The organism is Caulobacter sp. FWC2 (genome assembly GCF_002742625.1).
GTDB lineage: Bacteria > Pseudomonadota > Alphaproteobacteria > Caulobacterales > Caulobacteraceae > Caulobacter.
Map to the genome: position 1 here is coordinate 5193431 of NZ_PEBF01000001.1, position 15028 is coordinate 5208458.

Below are 15028 nucleotides of genomic sequence, written 5' to 3' on the forward strand. Positions count from 1 at the left end.
CCATCTAAAGCTGAAGGGCTCTAGCGCGGCGCCAGCTTGATGCGCGCGGCCTGCTCGACCTTGTCGAGGCCCTTCAGCGTGTCGCCGGTGGCCTCGAGCGTCGTGCTGAACAGGCGCAGGTCGTGGGTGTCGATCTTGCGGATCGCCTTTTCGCGCGACCATTCCAGGCCGATCAGCTGACCCAGGCGGCAGGCCTTGGGCAGCAGGGCCGCCCTTTCGGAAGGGCCCCCCTTGATCAGCAGCTTGCCGACGATCTCGTTCCAGTTCGGCGAGCCGGGGATGCAGAACGCCAGGTGGTCGCAGGTTCCGGTCCAGAACCGCTGATACCAGCGCGCATGCTCCGACGTGTCGTAGCGTAGAGCCACGCCGCCGTTCACACCCTGACAGTCGGGACGCACGAACGATTGAGCCTGGGCGACCCCGACTTGAACCGTGGCGGCGATCAGCAGGCCTGTCGCCAGGGCGACGACCTTAAACCGCATGCGAGATCGGACCCTCGGCGCGGCCTTCGACGAACTGGCGAACATACGGATTGTCGGTGGTGGCCAGCTCGGCGGCGGGGCCGCGCCAGATGATCGTGCCCCCGTGCAGCATGGCGATCTCGTCGCCAATGGTCTGGGCCGAGGCCAGGTCATGGGTGATCGACACGGCGGTCGAGCCCAGGCGACGCACCTGATTGGAGATCAGTTCGTTGATCGCCGCCGCAGTGATCGGATCCAGACCGGTGGTCGGCTCGTCGAAGAACAGGATCTCCGGCTGGGCGACGACGGCGCGGGCCAGGCCGGCGCGCTTCTGCATGCCGCCCGACAGCTCGGACGGGAAACGGTCGGCGACGTCGGGCGCCAGGCGCACCTGTTCCAGGGCGTCGATCGCGCGCTCCTTGGCTTCCTTGCGCGGCACGCCGTCGGCGTTGATCAGGCGGAAGGCGACGTTCTCCCAGACGGTCAGGCTGTCGAACAGGGCCGCGCCCTGGAACAGCACGCCGATGCGGGAGAACAGCTTGCGGCGCGCGCCTTCGGACAGGCCGACGATATTCTTGCCGTCCAGCTCGACCTTGCCGGCGTCCGGCCGCATCAAGCCGAGCGCCGTCTTGATGGTCACGGACTTGCCCTGGCCAGAGCCGCCGATGATGACCAGCGACCGGCCCGGCGCGACCGACAGGTCGAGACCGTCCAGGACCGCGCGGCCCTCGAAGCGCTTGCTAACGCCCTTCCAGGCGAGTTTCGGGGTCGCGTCGGTCATGAGGCGTGCGTGAAAAGCGTGGTCAGAAGGTAGTCGGAGGCGAAGATCAGGATGGCCGAGGAGACCACCGCGTGGGTGGTGGCCCGTCCGACGCCGCGCGCGCCGCCAGAGGCGTTGTAGCCATGGTAGCAGCCCATCAGCGCGACGATGAAGCCGAACACGGCGGCCTTGATCAGGCCCGAACCGATGTCCCACAGCTGCAGGAAGTCGAGCGTGTTGCGGATATAGATTGTCGGGTTGAAATCCAGGATCCGTGTGGCGACCAGCCATCCGCCCGCGATGCCGATGGTGTCGGCCACGGCGGCCAGCAGCGGCATCATCAGCAGGCCGGCCAGCAAGCGCGGGCCGACCAGATAGCGGAACGGGTCGGTCGACAGGGTGCGCATGGCGTCGATCTGCTCGGTCGCGCGCATGGCCCCGATCTCGGCGGCGATGGCGGCCGAGACCCGGCCGGCCAGCATCAGCGACGCCAGCACCGGACCCAGCTCCCGGGTGATGCCCAGGGCCACGATCTGCGGCATCACCTGCTCGGCGTTGAAGCGCCCGCCGCCGGTGAAGATGTTGAGGGCCAGGGCCGCGCCGGTGAAGATGGCGGTCAGGCCCACGACCGGCAGCGAGAAGAAGCCTATGGCTACGAACTGACGCCACAGCTGGCCGAAGAACCACGGCGGGGTCAGGGCGGAGACGACGCCGCGTACGGCGAACACGCCGACAGAGCCGACCATGCGCACGGCGGCCAGGGTCGAGCGGCCCAGCGTCCGGACGGGTTTAGTGGCGACCTTCCGGGCCGCCTCGGTCGCGGTCACGCTAGTAGCTCACGGCCGGCTGCGACGCGGCCGGGGCCGGGGCGGCCGCCGCACCTGTCGATGGCGCCGCCGCGTCCGAACCGCCTTGCGGACGGATCACCGAGCCGATCAGGCCGAACAGGTCGACCGCGCCCTGAGTGTTCTCGATCTGGCCGCCCGGCTTGAGGTCGTCCATGGCCGCGCCCGGGGCGATCGACACGTGGGCGCCGCCCAGGATGCCGTCGCTGGTGATCTTGGCGGTCGAGTCCGACGGCAGCTTGACCGTCGGGTCGATGCTCAGCTTGGCCACGGCCAGGAAGGTCTTCGGCTCCAGGGTGATCTCGGAAACCGTGCCGACCTTGACGCCGGCCACGCTCACCGCCGCGCCGGGGGCCAGCGATCCGGCCTCACCGAACTTGGCCTTGATCTCATAGTCGCCGCGTTTCATGTGGACGCCGCCCACACTCAGCGAATAGGTCAGGAACCCCGCCGCCAAGGCGAGGACGACGACGCCCATGGCCGTCTCGGCCCATTGTTCGCGCAATGCCAAATCCCCTTACGTCTTGATCTCTGGTTCCGCCGCTACTTGCGACGGCCAGAAGGCGCCGAGCCGCCCTTCTGGAGTTGGTTGATCAGCACGTCGATGTTGCCGCCGGCGTTGTCGATCGTCGACACGAAGTCCTGCTGCTGGGTGATGGCCAGCCAGATGCCCTTGAACTGGACATCGACGACCTTCCAGGTCTGACCGCCGCCCAGCACGCGCCAGGAGACCGGCAGGGGCTGGGTGATCTGGCCGCCTGAAATCACGGTCTTCACCGTCACGTCGCCCGGCTTGTTGACCACCGAACCGACCACCTTCAGCTGTTCGCCGCGATAGTCGTCGATGCGGCTCTGATAGACGCTCTCCACATAGGTGCGGAACACCGGTGTGAAGCGCGCGCGCTGCTCGGGCGTGATGGTGCGAGCGTACTTGCCCAGAACGAAATTGGTGATGCGCGGCACGTCGGCCAGCTCGTCCACCGCCTGGTGGAAGACCTGGGTCTTCTGGGCGTCGCTCATGCCCTTGTTGGCCAGCACGGTGATGACGCGCTGGGCCTTGGTCTGAACGAAGGCCTCGGCGCCGGCGTCGCGGGCGCTGTTCTGGGCCATGGCCGGGGCGGCGATCGCCGCGGCCCCGAAGAAAGCCAAAAGCGCGACGTTGGCGCCGCGCCGAGTGGAGGTGGTGTTGGTCATGGTCTTACCGGTCATGGTTTGGGCGCGGCCGGTGAAGCGTCCTGGGGCGTACCTTGGGGGGGCGGAGCTTCAGGCGGCGGCGCGTCGAAATCGGGAAGCACCTCGGCCGCGCCGGTCGCTTCGCGTATGAAGGCCTCGCGATACTGGGTGTAGGCCGAGCGGGTGGTGACATACGGGTCGGCGGCGTCCTTGAGGGCATGGTACGCCGGGTCCGCCTTCGAGCGCACATCAACGATGGTCACGCCGGTCCGGGCCTTGCCGAAGTCGGTGGAGAAGCCGCCGACATAGATCGAGACGGGGTCGGTGACAATGTCCAGGGCGCGGCCGACGCCGTCGCGGACGTTCAGCGGACCCATCAGGGGCACATAGAGATAGGCGCCGGGTTTGGCGCCCCACTTGCCAAAGGTCTGGCCGAAGTCGGAGTCGCGGCGCGGCAGGTTCATGCTGGAGGCCACGTCGAACAGGCCCAGCACGCCGACGGTCGAATTGACGACGAAGCGGGTGGTCGAGCGCATGGCTTGCTTGGGCTTGCCCTGCAACACCATGTTCATGACGGTGTTCGGCTCGCCCAGATTATAGACGGCCGCGCTGACGCGGTTGCGCACCACCCGGGGGGTGACGGCCATGTAGCCGTGGGCGATCGGCGCCAGGATCACATGATCCAGGCCCATGCCGAGCTTGAAGGAACCGCGATTGAAGCCTTCCAGCGGATCGTCGGCCGCTTCGACGCCGGCCGTCGTGCCGACCGACTGGCCCTGAACGCCCTGCTGCTGCGCCATGGCTGGCGCGAACATCGCCAGGCTGGCGGCCACGGCAAGCCCCGCGGCGGCGAAAGGCCGGCCGTTCGCCGTCTGGCTGAGGCTATTATCCCGGTCGCTCAAGCTCATGCTCCTGCTTCTTACACGCGGCATGTATTCACGCCGCAATCCGTATCAAGACCGATTACGTTGTATTTCGGTCACGTTCAGCAGGGCTTGCTTCAAATCGCCCTGACTTGAACGGCCCGGCTGCAAAAGGGCGCCCTGTTGTCGCTCACAATTTTCCGACACAATTAGATATATCGAAAATAGCTCTTGACCCGGTCGCAATCCGATATATCTATCGTTTCGATATAACGAAACAGGATCTAAAACACACATGTTTGGACGACATCATCATCACCGCGGTCACTGGCGCGGTCAGGCCGACGAGCATCACGGCCGTCATCCCTTCGGATTCCACGGCGGTCACGACGGTCATCATGGGGGCCCGCGTGGCCGCGGCGGTCGCATGGGCCGGTTCTTCGACCACGGCGACCTGCGCTTCGTGGTCCTCAAGCTGATCGCCGAGAAGCCCAGCCACGGCTACGAGCTGATCAAGGCGATCGAGACCGCCGCCGGCGGGGCCTATACCCCTAGCCCGGGCGTGGTCTATCCGACCCTGACCCTGCTGGAGGAACTGGGCTACGTCACCGCCAGCGACGCCGGCGGCGGCAAGAAGCTCTATACGATCACGCCCGAGGGCGAGGCGTTCCTGGTCAGCAACGACGCCCCGGTCCGTTCGTTGTTCCAGCGCATGGCCGAGGCCGCTTCCGCCAGCGCCGCCTTCTCGCCGCAGATCCTGCGGGCCCGCGAGAACCTGAAGACCGCGCTGCGGCTCAAGCTGCACGGCGGCCAGCTGACGGCCGAGCAGATCGCGGCCATCGCCAAGGCCATGGATGACGCCGCAGCGGTCATCGAAGCCATCTAGGGAGGGCGGCCATGGAAAGCCATGCCCGGGTCGCCACCGACAAGGCGGCCCGCTACATGACCCAGCTTGCCAAGCACTGGGCCCAAAAGTTCGAGGTCACCTACGACGAGACCTCGGCCTTGTTCCCGCTGCCGCTGGGAACCTGCCGGATGGTCGCCCATCCGGACGGTCTCGACATCACCGTCGAGGCCGCCGACCTGGACGGCCTGGCCCGCCTGGAAGACGTGGTGGCCAAGCACCTGGACCGCTTCGCCTTTCGCGAAGGCGAGTTGAAGTACGGCTGGACCCGCGCGTGGGCGGCCGGCGTGGTCGATCCGAGGGCCATGCGGATCAACGCGGTCCACTAAGTGGGTGATCCTCGCCCTTCGACAAGCTCAGGGTGAGGATCAGAATAAAAGCCTGTTGGTAGTGAACCTCATCCTGAGCTTGTCGAAGGACGAGGTTCGCGGACCCGCTAGTGCAGCCCGCGCAGCAGGTCCATGCGGCGCATGGCCTTGCCGGGAATCTCGGAGATCCGACCCAAAGGCAGGGCCTCGGCCATCTGGCGGACGCCGTAGACCGCGTGGCGCACCAGGGTCGGCACCGAGGGCGAACCGAGGAAGCCGAACACCACCTTCTGCTGGGCGTTGGAGAGCTCGCGCTTGAAGCGGTAGTCGCCCGTGCCCAGGTCGAGGCGGGTATAGGGCGTCCCGTCCATGCTCTTCAGGATATCCTGGAACAGCATCAGGCCTGGCGAATAGCGCTCCAGGTCCGGATTGTGGGCGATCAGCCAGCCGTGGATCGTGTGCTCGCCGCGCAGGTGCAGGTGTACGGCGGCCAGGCGCTCGCCCAGGTGCAGGGTGTAGAGCCCGCCGCCGAAGGTTGGGCCGCGCATCGCGAAGAGTTCGTCGAGCAGCTTGTTGACCCAGGGCGTCTTGAACAGGTCGGTCTGGTGGGTCAGCAGCAGCTGCACGCGCTTCCACGCCAATAGCTGGTCGAAGGCCGCGCGGCTTTCCGACATGGCGGTGAAGCGGCACGGGCCCACCTCGCGCTCGGCCTTGCGGCGCTTCTTCTCGATGTCCTTCAACACCCCGACGCCGGCGGCCTTGCGCTCGGCGGCGTAGGCCTCGTAGCCATCTGGCGTTTCGACAACCCAGCTGTCGGCCTGGCCACGGGCGTGGCGGGCCAGGGTCACGTCGTCGGCCATCATGTGGCAGAAGTCGATGCGGTCCGCGCCCAGGGCGGCCAGCAGGTCGCGCGGATCCATGGTCACGCCGGGCGCGGTGATCAGGGCCTGATAATCGCACATCGGCGCGCCGACGGGCATGGCCACGTCCTGACGGACCCGGGCGGGCAGGAAGCCGATGGCCTCGCCCTCCGGGCCGCGCCGGATGGCGACCTTGACCTCGTGGCCCTTGTCGCCCTGGGCCTTGGCGACGGCCAAGGTCCATTGCGGCGACAGAAACGGCGAATCCAGCCGGCTCTGGCCCCGGCGCAGTTCTTCCCACCGTGCGATGTCGGCGGGCGAGAGGTCCTGAGCTTTGACGACTTGGATGGACACGGGGATGGTTCCGACAGCTTTGTCGGAGCGCATCCTGGCGCCGATAACTTTCAGTAGAGTTGACGATACGGCGTTCCGCGGAATCCGCTCACCCCCGCGTCGCGGGATGAGCGGATCGGGATCAGTCGATCAGCTTTTTCGACAGATAGACATATTCCAGCGCCTGGCGGCGCGCGGTCTCGGCCAGGTTGGCGCTAGCCGCGTGGCCGCCGTCGATGTTTTCGTAATAGAGCACCGGATAGCCCAGCTCTTCCAGCTTGGCCGCCGCCTTGCGGGCGTGGGCCGGGTGGACACGGTCGTCCTTGGTCGAGGTCTCGATGAACACCTCGGGATATTTCTGGCCGGCCTTGAGGTTGGAGTAGGGGTCGTACTTGGCGATCACCGCCCGTTCGGACGGTATGGCCGGGTCGCCATACTCGCCCACCCACGAAGCGCCGGCCCCGATCTGGCTGTAGCGGATCATGTCGAACAGCGGCACCTGCACGACGATGGCGTTGTACAGCTCAGGTCGCTGGGTCAGGGCCACGCCCATCAGCAGGCCGCCGTTGCTGCCGCCCATGATGCCCAGGCGACGCGGCGAGGTGATCTTGCGGGTGATCAGGTCCTGCGACACAGCGAAGAAGTCGTCATAGACCTTCTGGCGGTTGGCCTTGAGCCCCGCCTCGTGCCAGGCCGGGCCAAACTCGCCGCCGCCCCGGATGTTGGCCACGACGTAAGTGCCGCCGCGCTCAAGCCACAGCTTGCCCATCACGCCCGAATAGCCCGGGGTCATCGGCACCTGGAAGCCGCCATAGGCGTAGAGCAGGGTGGGCGCCTGGCCGTCGTACTTGATGCCTTTGGGCCGCACGACGAAGTAGGGAATCCTGGTCCCGTCGGTGCTGGTCGCCTCGAACTGCTCGACCACGTGGGTCGAGGCGTCGAAGCGGGCGGGCGAGGCCTTGACCTGTTCCAGCTTCAGCGAGCCGGCGTCGGCCAGCCAGTAGGTGGTAGGGGCCAGGTAGCCGGTGACCGTGACGAACAGGCGCTCGTCCGTCTCGGCGGTAGAGCCCAGGCCGATGGCGCTGTTGGCCGGCAGGTCCAGGGCCTGGGACGTCCAGCCCTTCGGGCCGTGGGTCAGCACCCGGGCCGCGCCCTTGACGTTGTCCAGCAGGCCAACAACCAGCTTGGTGCGGGTGGTGGTCACCTGCTCCACGGACTGACGGGCGGTCGGCCGCAGGACCAGGGTGGCGACAGCCTGATCCGGCGCGGCCTTTAGCTTGGCCAGGTCGAAGCTGATCAGGTCGCCGGTCTTGAAGCCCTTCCAGTCCTGCTCCATCAGCACGACCATCTGGCCGGCGACATAGCCCTGGATTGAGCTCTTCAGGGGCAGATCGAGCTTCACGGGCTTGTCGCCCTCGAGCAGGTAGGTCTCGGCTTCAAAGAAAGTGACGCCCCGGCCAGCCATCACGGCCACGACCTTGCCGTCGGGGTCGCGCAGCACGAACGGATTGACCGAGACGTCGGTCTCCGTCCCTCGGAACAGCTCCACCGCCTGGTCCAGGCTCTGGCCGCGCTTCAGGCTCTTCAGCACATAGGCATAGCCGGACTTGGTCAGCTCGCCCGGCTTCCACTCGCGCCCGACCAGCAGGGTGTCCTTGTCCAGCCAGGTGTAGTTCTGCTTGCCCTCGGGCAGCACGAAGCCGTTGGAGACGAAGGTCTTGGTGGTCGTGTCGAACTCGCGAACCGTCACGGCGTCCTTGCCGCCGTTCGACAGGGTGACCAGGCACCGCGTGTCCTCGGGCGGCAGGCAGGACGCGCCCTTGAACACCCAGTTGGCGCCCTCGGCCTTGGACAAGGCGTCGATGTCGAGGATCGTCTCCCAGGCCGGATCGGCCGTGCGGTAGCTCTCCAGGCTGGTCTTGCGCCACACGCCCCGCACGTGGTCGGCGTCCTGCCAGAAGTTGCGCAACGATCCGTCGCCGGCGAACGAGACGCCGGGCGCGCGGTCCTTGGCGTTCAGGATCGCCAGGGCCTTGGCCTCCAGGTCCGCATAGCGCTTGTCGCCCTGCAGCACCGGCAGCGTCTTGGCGTTCTGGGCCTTGGCCCAGTCCATGGCGCGCGCGCCCTCGATCTCCTCCATCCAGAGATAGGGATCGTTCTTGCCCAGCTCGGTGAGCGGGGTGCGGGCCTCTTCGGCGGCCTTGGGCTTGTCGGCCCCATTATTGGTTTCGGCGGCGGTCGCGGGGGTAAAGGTCATCAGGCTCGTGGAGGCGAGGAGAAGGGTCAGGAGCTTACGCACTTAGTGATCCATCAGCTGGCGCGACAGGTAGGTGTAGTGCAGCGCCCAGCGCTTGGCGTTCGCCTTGGGGTCGGCGCCGTTGGCGTGGCCGCCGTCGGTGTTCTCGAAATAGAGGTGGTCGACCCCCAGATCGTCCATCCTGGCCGCGAACTTGCGGGCGTGGCCAGGGTGGACGCGGTCGTCCTTGGTCGAGGTGGTGATGTAGGCCAGCGGGTATTTCACGCCCGCCTTCAGGTTCTGGTACGGGCTGTACTTCTCGATCCAGGCGCGTTCGGCCGGGATGGCCGGGTCGCCATACTCGCCGATCCACGAGGCCCCGGCAGGCAGGTAGGTGTAACGGATCATGTCGAGCAGGGGGCTTTCCACCACCACCGCGTTCCACAGGTCCGGACGCTCGGTCAGGGCCACGCCCATCAGCAGGCCGCCGTTCGAGCGGCCATAGGCGCCCAGGTGGCGCGGCGTGGTCGCCTTGTCGGCGATCATCTTTTCGGCGACGGCGAAATAGTCGTCATAGGCGCGCTGGCGGTTGGCCTTCAGCGCCGCCTCGTGCCAGCCGGGGCCGAACTCGCCGCCACCCCGGATATTGGCCACCGCATAGGCGCCGCCGCGTTCCAGCCACAGCTTGCCGATCAGCGGGTCGTAGACCGGCAGCTTCGAGAGATTGAAGCCGCCGTAGGCGTGCAGCAGGGTCGGGTTCTGGCCGTCCAGCTTCCAGCCCTGCTTGTGGACCAGGAAGTAGGGGATCGCCGTGCCGTCCTTGGACGTCGCCGACTTCTGCTCGACCATCAGGTCCTTGGTCTCGAACTGGGCGGGCAGGGCCTTGACCGTCTGGGCGGTGGTCCCGGTGGCGTCGGCCAGCTTCAGCTGGGTCGGATTGAGGAAGCCCTCGACGGTGTAGAAGACATCGTCCCCTTCGTCGGAATGCGAGCCGAGCGAGACGGCGGCGTTGTCGATGACGGGCAGGGCGGTGGCCTTGATCCCGGCCTGTCCGCGATCCTCGAGCGTGAGGACCCGCCCACGGACATTGTCATAGAGGGCGACGACGACCCGGTGGTCGGTGACGGCGATCTGGTCGATCGACTGCCGGTCTTCCGGGGCGAGCAGCAGGACGGGGTCGGCCTTGTCGACGGCGTCCGGCGACAGCAGCGTGCTCGGCGAGGCCGCCACGACCGAACCGGCCTTGAACTGGCGGGCCGAGCCCCAGCTCCACGGCTCCTCGATCTTGATCACCAGCTTGCCATTCAGCAGGCCGCGCACCCCGACCTTTTCCGGGATCGGCAGGCGCTTGGTCTCCTTGCCGTCCCACAGATAGGTCTCGTCGTGGAAGAAGTCGGTGGCGCGGGTCAGCAGCACGACCCGATTGCCAGACGCGTCGCGCAGCACGTTGGGACGGGCCGAGACGTCGGACGCCTGGCCGCGATAGACCTCGACCGCCTGGTCCAGCGCCTGGCCGCGCTTCAGCGTCTTGATCACGAAGCCATAGCCGCTCTTGGTGGTCGTGCCCTCGCCCCAGTTGCGGGTCAGGATCAGGGTGTCGGGGTCCAGCCACTCGATCGACTGCTTGCTCTCGGGCAGCACGAAGCCGCCCGCGCCAGGGTCGACGAAGCTCTTGGTGGTCAGGTCGAACTCGCGGACCGTCACGGCGTCCTTGCCGCCGTTCGACAGGTTCACCAGGCAGCGGTCGTGGGTCTTGGGGCGGCAGTCGGCGCCCTTCCAGATCCAGTTCTTGCCCTCGGCCTTGGCCAGGGCGTCCAGGTCGAGCACCGTCTCCCACTGCGGGGTGGCGGTCTTGTACGACTCCAGGCTGGTGCGCCGCCAGACGCCGCGCACGTGGGTCTCGTCCTGCCAGAAGTTGAACACCGTCTCGCCGATGAAGTTCGGCATGGCGATGCGGTCCTTGGTCGACAGGATCTTCAGCGCCTGCGCCTGCAGGCCGGCGAACCGCTTGTCGCCAGACAGGACCGGCAGGGTCTTGTCGTTCTGGGTCTTCACCCAGGCCAGGGAGTCGGGGCTCTCCACCGCCTCCAGCGCCAGGTGCGGATCAGCGTCCTGCGCGTAGGCAGAAGTGGCGAGCATGGCGGCCAGGGCCACGGCGGAACAGGTGCGGAGCAGGGTCATGGCGGGGGACGGTATCGGAAAATTTTCCCCGCGCCAGAGCCAGGCTGGGCCGATCACGCCCCGTCGTCCGGAATGTTCAGCAGGACGCCACAGGCCTTGCAGTGGACGGCGTCCGGATCGTGCCGGCGCAGGCCGCAGGCGTGGCACTGATAGATGACCTTGTGCGGCCGCAGGATCGACTGGATCAGGCCGATGAACAGCGACACCCCGCCCAGCATCACCGCCATCGACAGCAGCTTGCCCCAAACCCCTGGAAGGGTGACGTCGCCATAGCCGGTGGTCGTCAGGCTGGTGACTGTGAAATAGAGGGCGTCGACATAGCCGCCGATGCCTTCGTGGCGGCCGGCGAAGCTAGAATAGACAAAGCCGGTGACCACGAAGACGAAGGTCGCCAGCGAGCTGGCCGCCCGGGTGATGTCCTCGACCCGCGTGTCGTCATAGCGCCGTCCGACCGTGCGCCAGAAGAACTCGCTGTGGATCAGGGTCCACAGGCGCAGCACCCGCAGGAAGCCGAAGTTGAACAGCCAGGCCGGGAACAGCAGGGTGGCCAGCACGAAAAGGTCCAGCCAGCTGATCGGCTTCTTCAGCCAGGACCTGATGTCTCCGTGGGCGATGGCGCGCGCGACAAGGTCCAGCACCAGGAAGGCCGCCACCCCATAGTCGATCAGGTAGAAGGTCAGGCCATGCCGCTGCATCAGCGGGGCGGCGATGAAGAAGGCGATGATCGCCAGGTCGATCAGGATGATCGCATAGCGGAACCGCACCGACGCCGGAGAGGCGCCGTGATAGAGGGCCCGCAGTCGGGCGCGCAGGCGAAGGCCGCCCTGGTCCTGTTCGTCGCGGTGCATTTCGCTCGGCTTTCCACTATATAGCCCGGCTATGAGCCGCACCTTCCTGAAGATGAACGGGCTGGGCAACGACTTCGTCGTCATCGAGACCCAGACCCAGACCTTTGAACCGACCCCCGAGGCGATCCGCGCGATCGCCAAACGAGGAGACGGCGGGATTGGCTGCGACCAGGTGATCGCCATCGATCCGCCCAAGGCGCCGGGCGCCTCGGCCTATGTGCGGTTCTGGAATGCCGACGGCGAGGAGACCGGGGCCTGCGGTAACGGCACCCGCTGCGTGGCGTGGCTGCTGATGCAGTCCGCCGGCAAGGACGCCGTGGCCTTCGACACGGTCGCGGGCCGCCTCTCGGGTGTCGCAGCCGGCGACAAGCTGGTCACGGTCGATATGGGCCAGCCCGGTCTCGACTGGACCCAGATCCCGCTGTCGGAGGAAATGAACACCGAGCGGGTCGAGCTGCAGGTCGGTCCGATCGACGCGCCGCTGGTCCACACGCCGGTCTGCGTCTCGATGGGCAATCCGCACGTGGTGTTCTTCGTCGACGCCCCGGTCACCGACGCCTTCGCCAAAGGCGCGGGCAGCCTGGTCGAGCACCACCCGCTGTTTCCCGAGGGCGTCAATGTCGGCTTCGCGCACGTCGCGGCCCGGGATCACATCCAGCTGAAGGTCTGGGAGCGCGGAGCGGGCCTGACCGCCGCCTGCGGCACCGGCGCCTGCGCCGCCCAGGTCGCCGCCGTGCGTCGCGGCCTGACCGACCGCAAGGCCCGCGTCGAATTCGAGACCGGCTCGCTGATCATCGAATGGCGCGAGAGCGACGGCCACGTGATCATGACCGGCCCCATAACCATGGACTATGCCGGCAAGCTGCCGGAGACGGTCGCGGCCTGAGGTCATGACCACCTACACCGTCATCAAGGCGACGCCGAAGCCCAAGCCCGAAGCGGGAGAAGAGGGCGGTCCGGCGACGACGATGTCCGGGCCCGACGGCGTCGACGTGGTCACCTTCGGCTGCCGCCTGAACGCCTATGAGAGCGAGGCCATGAGGGCCCGCGCCGCCGCCGACGGTCTGTCGGACGCGGTGGTGTTCAACACCTGCGCCGTGACCAACGAGGCGGTGCGCCAGGCCCGCCAGGCGATCCGCAAGGCGCGCCGCGAGCGGCCGGGCGCCAGGATCATCGTCACCGGCTGCGCCGCTCAGGTCGATCCGGCCGCCTTCGCCGCCATGCCCGAGGTCGACCTCGTGCTGGGCAATGCCGAGAAGGCCGCGCCCGGCGCGCTGACGGACACTTCGACCCGCGTTCGGGTCAACGACATCATGTCCATCAAGGAGACCGCCGGTCACCTGATCGACGGCCTGAAGGACCGCGCCCGGGCCTATGTCGAGGTCCAGAACGGCTGCGACCACCGCTGCACCTTCTGCATCATTCCCTACGGCCGGGGAAACTCGCGCTCGGCCCCGGCCGGCGAGGTCGTCGAGCAGGTCCGCAAGCTGGCCGCCGAAGGCTATCGCGAGGTCGTGCTGACCGGCGTCGACGTCACCTCGTGGGGGACTGACCTTCCGGGCGCGCCGACCCTGGGCCAGCTGGTCGGCCGCATCCTGCGCATGGTTCCCGACCTGCCCCGCCTGCGCCTGTCGTCGATCGACGCGGCCGAGATCGATCCCGACCTGTTCAAGCTGCTCGAGACCGAGCCGCGCCTGATGCCCTATCTGCACCTGTCCTTGCAGGCCGGCGACAACCTGATCCTCAAGCGCATGAAGCGTCGCCACAGCCGCGAGGACGCGCTGAAACTGGTCGCCGAGGTGCGCCGCGTGCGTCCCGACACCGCCTTCGGCGCCGACCTGATCGCCGGCTTCCCCACCGAGACCGAAGAGGCGTTCCAGAACACGCTGAACCTGGTCGAGGAGGCGGGCCTGGCCTTCCTGCACGTCTTCCCCTACAGCGCCCGTCCGGGCACCCCGGCCGCGCGCATGCCGCCGGTGAAGGGGCCGCTGATCAAGGAGCGGGCCCGGCGCCTGCGTGAAGCCGGCCAACGCGGCCTGGAGCGCCACCTGCAGCGTCAGGTCGGCCGCACCCTGCCGGGTCTGGTCGAGCGCGACGGCGTCGCCCGCGCCGACGACTTCACCGAGATCCGCTTCACGGGGGAAGCACCGCTGGGCGAGATTGTAACCTTCACGGTCACCGGCCATGACGGGGCCCACGTCATAGCGGAGCGTGCAAACTGATCCGGACAGCCTGGGCGCTAGTGGCTTTAGCCCTGATCTCGGCGTCGCCGGCGCGCGCCTATGACACCCCGTCTGTCCAGGGCCAGTCTGCGGCGTCCAACGCCGTTGCGCCAAGCGCCGTGACGCTGAGCGTCATGACCTACAATATCGAGGGCCTGCCCTGGCCGGTGCGTCGGCATCGCGGCGGAGCCCTGAAGCGGATCGGCCATGAGCTGGCCGCGATGCGCGCCAAGGGTGTCGAGCCCGACGTGGTCCTGATCCAGGAAGGCTTTCGCGACACCGTCTGGGCGATGGTCGACGAGAGCGGCTATCCCTATGTCGCCCGGGGTCCGCGCAAGGGCCAGCGCGACGGCAATGTCGTGCCGGCGGACAAGCGGCCCGACTTCCGGCGCGTGAAGTACCGCCAGAAGGGCGAAGGCCTGGGCAAGTGGGGCTCCAGCGGGCTCTGGGTGCTCAGCAACTATCCGATCGAGGAAGTCAGCTCTCACGCCTATCGCTATTGCGCCGGCCTGGACTGCCTGGCCAACAAGGGGGTGATGCTGGCCTCCATCCAAGTGCCGGGCCTGCCGGTTCCGGTCGAGATCGCCAACACCCATCTCAATTCCCGGGGCGCCTCGGGCGTGCCGCGCAGCCGCGCCACCCAGGCCCACCATCTGCAGGTCGACGAGCTGAAGCAGTTCATGCAGGCCGACCGCACGCCAGGCGCGCCGCTGATCGTCGGCGGTGATTTCAACGTCATGCACTCGGCCGACCGGTTCGACTACGTGATGAGCGAATACCCGTTTGAGGTGGTCAGCCGCTGGTGTCACCAGCGGCCCAAGGCCTGCGCCACCCAGATCTCGTACGACGGCGACGCTCCGTGGTTGGGCACGCAGGATCTGATCGGCTTCCTCGAGGGTGACGCGGTCAAGATCAGGCCGGTGGCGGTGGAGGCCACATTCGACGGCGCCGACGAGCCGGTGCTGTCGGACCACGACGGCTACAAGGTAACGTTCACCCTGACGCCCAGAGGGTAGGCTGAGGCTTGTTCCTTA

15 protein-coding genes and 1 pseudogene are annotated in these 15028 nt (G+C 67.4%); 5 read left to right on the top strand and 11 right to left on the bottom strand.

What is annotated here, in order from left to right:
* Window positions 1-20 precede the first annotated feature (20 nt).
* The 6 genes from CSW62_RS24490 to CSW62_RS24515 are packed head-to-tail and all read right to left on the bottom strand — an operon-like array spanning window position 21 to window position 4147.
* The gene (locus tag CSW62_RS24490; RefSeq protein WP_099582072.1) at window positions 21-482 is read right to left on the bottom strand and encodes a hypothetical protein; all 462 of its coding nucleotides are present in this window, start codon (window positions 480-482) and stop codon (window positions 21-23) included.
* Window positions 472-1242, bottom strand: a complete 771-nt coding sequence (locus tag CSW62_RS24495) for an ABC transporter ATP-binding protein (protein WP_099582073.1) — start codon at window positions 1240-1242, stop codon at window positions 472-474. Before CSW62_RS24495 ends, CSW62_RS24490 begins: the two co-directional genes overlap by 11 nt.
* Window positions 1239-2048, bottom strand: coding sequence for an ABC transporter permease (locus CSW62_RS24500; protein ID WP_099582074.1), 810 nt, complete (start codon window positions 2046-2048; stop codon window positions 1239-1241). Before CSW62_RS24500 ends, CSW62_RS24495 begins: the two co-directional genes overlap by 4 nt.
* A gap of 1 nt (window position 2049) precedes the next feature.
* Window positions 2050-2577: an outer membrane lipid asymmetry maintenance protein MlaD gene (gene mlaD / locus CSW62_RS24505; protein ID WP_099582075.1), complete on the bottom strand. Its 528-nt coding sequence runs from the start codon at window positions 2575-2577 to the stop codon at window positions 2050-2052.
* Between the two features lie 32 nt (window positions 2578-2609).
* Window positions 2610-3275 (bottom strand): phospholipid-binding protein MlaC, encoded by a 666-nt coding sequence (locus CSW62_RS24510; RefSeq protein ID WP_099582076.1) that lies wholly within the window; start codon window positions 3273-3275, stop codon window positions 2610-2612.
* Window positions 3272-4147 carry a VacJ family lipoprotein gene (locus tag CSW62_RS24515; RefSeq protein WP_233206771.1) on the bottom strand — a complete coding sequence of 292 codons (876 nt, stop codon included), beginning with the start codon at window positions 4145-4147 and terminating at the stop codon, window positions 3272-3274. Before CSW62_RS24515 ends, CSW62_RS24510 begins: the two co-directional genes overlap by 4 nt.
* A gap of 250 nt (window positions 4148-4397) precedes the next feature.
* Here CSW62_RS24515 and CSW62_RS24520 point away from each other — a divergent pair, with 250 nt between their 5' ends.
* Window positions 4398-4988: a PadR family transcriptional regulator gene (locus CSW62_RS24520; RefSeq protein WP_199170693.1), complete on the top strand. Its 591-nt coding sequence runs from the start codon at window positions 4398-4400 to the stop codon at window positions 4986-4988.
* Between the two features lie 11 nt (window positions 4989-4999).
* Window positions 5000-5335 carry a DUF2218 domain-containing protein gene (locus CSW62_RS24525; protein WP_099582079.1) on the top strand — a complete coding sequence of 112 codons (336 nt, stop codon included), beginning with the start codon at window positions 5000-5002 and terminating at the stop codon, window positions 5333-5335.
* An 8-nt stretch (window positions 5336-5343) separates the two neighbouring features.
* Here the strand turns inward: CSW62_RS24525 and CSW62_RS27560 are convergent.
* The 5 genes and pseudogenes from CSW62_RS27560 to CSW62_RS24545 all read right to left on the bottom strand — a co-directional run.
* Window positions 5344-5429 (bottom strand): annotated as a pseudogene (locus CSW62_RS27560) (hypothetical protein); the annotation flags it as partial.
* 13 nt (window positions 5430-5442) lie between these two features.
* Window positions 5443-6528, bottom strand: a complete 1086-nt coding sequence (locus CSW62_RS24530; protein WP_099582452.1) for a GNAT family N-acetyltransferase — start codon at window positions 6526-6528, stop codon at window positions 5443-5445.
* Window positions 6529-6649: 121 nt separating this feature from the next.
* Complete coding sequence (locus CSW62_RS24535) at window positions 6650-8806, bottom strand: prolyl oligopeptidase family protein (RefSeq protein WP_199170694.1); 2157 nt, start codon at window positions 8804-8806, stop codon at window positions 6650-6652.
* Complete coding sequence (locus CSW62_RS24540; protein ID WP_099582080.1) at window positions 8807-10924, bottom strand: prolyl oligopeptidase family protein; 2118 nt, start codon at window positions 10922-10924, stop codon at window positions 8807-8809.
* 53 nt (window positions 10925-10977) lie between these two features.
* Window positions 10978-11772, bottom strand: a complete 795-nt coding sequence (locus tag CSW62_RS24545; protein ID WP_099582081.1) for a potassium channel family protein — start codon at window positions 11770-11772, stop codon at window positions 10978-10980.
* Between the two features lie 31 nt (window positions 11773-11803).
* Between CSW62_RS24545 and dapF the strand changes: the two genes are divergently transcribed.
* The 3 genes from dapF to CSW62_RS24560 are packed head-to-tail and all read left to right on the top strand — an operon-like array spanning window position 11804 to window position 15010.
* Window positions 11804-12658 carry a diaminopimelate epimerase gene (dapF, locus tag CSW62_RS24550; RefSeq protein ID WP_099582082.1) on the top strand — a complete coding sequence of 285 codons (855 nt, stop codon included), beginning with the start codon at window positions 11804-11806 and terminating at the stop codon, window positions 12656-12658.
* Window positions 12659-12662: 4 nt separating this feature from the next.
* Window positions 12663-13994, top strand: a complete 1332-nt coding sequence (gene mtaB / locus CSW62_RS24555) for a tRNA (N(6)-L-threonylcarbamoyladenosine(37)-C(2))-methylthiotransferase MtaB (RefSeq protein ID WP_099582083.1) — start codon at window positions 12663-12665, stop codon at window positions 13992-13994.
* 20 nt (window positions 13995-14014) lie between these two features.
* Window positions 14015-15010: an endonuclease/exonuclease/phosphatase family protein gene (locus tag CSW62_RS24560; protein WP_233206772.1), complete on the top strand. Its 996-nt coding sequence runs from the start codon at window positions 14015-14017 to the stop codon at window positions 15008-15010.
* Window positions 15011-15028: the final 18 nt, after the last annotated feature.

Bases quoted from the DNA above. Each gene is read 5' to 3' on its own strand.
- CSW62_RS24490 (WP_099582072.1), bottom strand. From the start codon at position 482: ATGCGGTTTAAGGTCGTCGCCCTGGCGACAGGCCTGCTGATCGCCGCC.
- CSW62_RS24495 (WP_099582073.1), bottom strand. From the start codon at position 1,242: ATGACCGACGCGACCCCGAAACTCGCCTGGAAGGGCGTTAGCAAGCGC.
- CSW62_RS24510 (WP_099582076.1), bottom strand. From the start codon at position 3,275: ATGACCGGTAAGACCATGACCAACACCACCTCCACTCGGCGCGGCGCC.
- CSW62_RS24515 (WP_233206771.1), bottom strand. From the start codon at position 4,147: ATGAGCTTGAGCGACCGGGATAATAGCCTCAGCCAGACGGCGAACGGC.
- CSW62_RS24520 (WP_199170693.1), top strand. From the start codon at position 4,398: ATGTTTGGACGACATCATCATCACCGCGGTCACTGGCGCGGTCAGGCC.
- CSW62_RS24525 (WP_099582079.1), top strand. From the start codon at position 5,000: ATGGAAAGCCATGCCCGGGTCGCCACCGACAAGGCGGCCCGCTACATG.
- CSW62_RS24540 (WP_099582080.1), bottom strand. From the start codon at position 10,924: ATGACCCTGCTCCGCACCTGTTCCGCCGTGGCCCTGGCCGCCATGCTC.
- CSW62_RS24545 (WP_099582081.1), bottom strand. From the start codon at position 11,772: ATGCACCGCGACGAACAGGACCAGGGCGGCCTTCGCCTGCGCGCCCGA.
- dapF (WP_099582082.1), top strand. From the start codon at position 11,804: ATGAGCCGCACCTTCCTGAAGATGAACGGGCTGGGCAACGACTTCGTC.
- mtaB (WP_099582083.1), top strand. From the start codon at position 12,663: ATGACCACCTACACCGTCATCAAGGCGACGCCGAAGCCCAAGCCCGAA.